The following is a 1,049-nucleotide window of genomic DNA, read 5'->3' on the forward strand; positions in this document are numbered from 1 at the left end:
CCGCCCGCGCGCCAAGGGCGGCTATTTCCCCGTCGCGCCGGTCGACTCGGCGGTCGACATCCGCGGCGAGATGGTCACCACCATGCTCGAAATGGGCCTGCCCTGCGACAAGCACCACCATGAGGTCGCCGCCGCGCAGCACGAGCTGGGCCTGACCTTCGGCACGCTGACCCAGACCGCCGACCGCATGCAGATCTACAAGTATGTCGTGCATCAGGTCGCCCATGCGTACGGCAAGACCGCGACCTTCATGCCCAAGCCGATCAAGGAAGATAACGGCTCGGGCATGCACACCCACTTCTCGATCTGGGAAGGCAAGACCCCGCTGTTCGCCGGCAACGGCTATGCGGGCCTGTCGGAAACCTGCCTGTACTTCATCGGCGGCATCATCAAGCATGCCAAGGCGATCAACGCCTTCACCAACCCGACCACCAACTCGTACAAGCGTCTGGTGCCGGGTTACGAAGCGCCGGTGCTGCTCGCCTACTCGGCGCGCAACCGCTCGGCCTCGTGCCGCATCCCGTACGGCACCGGCCCGAAGTCGAAGCGCGTCGAAGTGCGCTTCCCCGACGCGCTGGCGAACCCGTATCTCGCCTATGCCGCGCTGCTGATGGCGGGTCTGGACGGTATCCAGAACAAGATCCATCCGGGCGAGGCGATGGACAAGAACCTGTACGACCTGCCGCCCGCCGAACTGGCCCAGGTCCCCACGGTCGCCGGTAGCTTGCGCGAAGCGCTCGACTCGCTGGCCGCCGACCACGACTTCCTGCTGAAGGGCGACGTGTTCACCAAGGACCAGATCGAAAGCTATATCGAGCTGAAGATGAGCGAAGTGATGCGCTGGGAAATGACCCCCAGCCCGGTCGAATACGACATGTACTACAGCGGCTGATCCAGCCCCTGCACGATGTCACTACGGGGAAAGGGGCCGCAAGGCCCCTTTCTTTTTGCCTTCTCCCCCCGCGGACGACGCGACAGCAGGCGATGCCGGGATCCGCAATGATCGCACGCCGGACCACCTGACCTACGCCCAAGCAAATTAATTTTTA

1 protein-coding gene is annotated in these 1,049 nt (G+C 63.8%); it reads left to right on the top strand.

The annotated features are described in order from the left end of the window. On the top strand, window positions 1-892 hold an 892-nt coding region (gene glnA / locus U1700_RS15350; protein ID WP_332753530.1), incomplete at its 5' end, for a type I glutamate--ammonia ligase. Between the last annotated feature and the right edge of the window lie 157 nt (window positions 893-1,049).

The sequence above is a fragment of the Sphingomonas sp. RB1R13 genome (genome assembly GCF_036663775.1).
Classification (GTDB): domain Bacteria; phylum Pseudomonadota; class Alphaproteobacteria; order Sphingomonadales; family Sphingomonadaceae; genus Sphingomicrobium.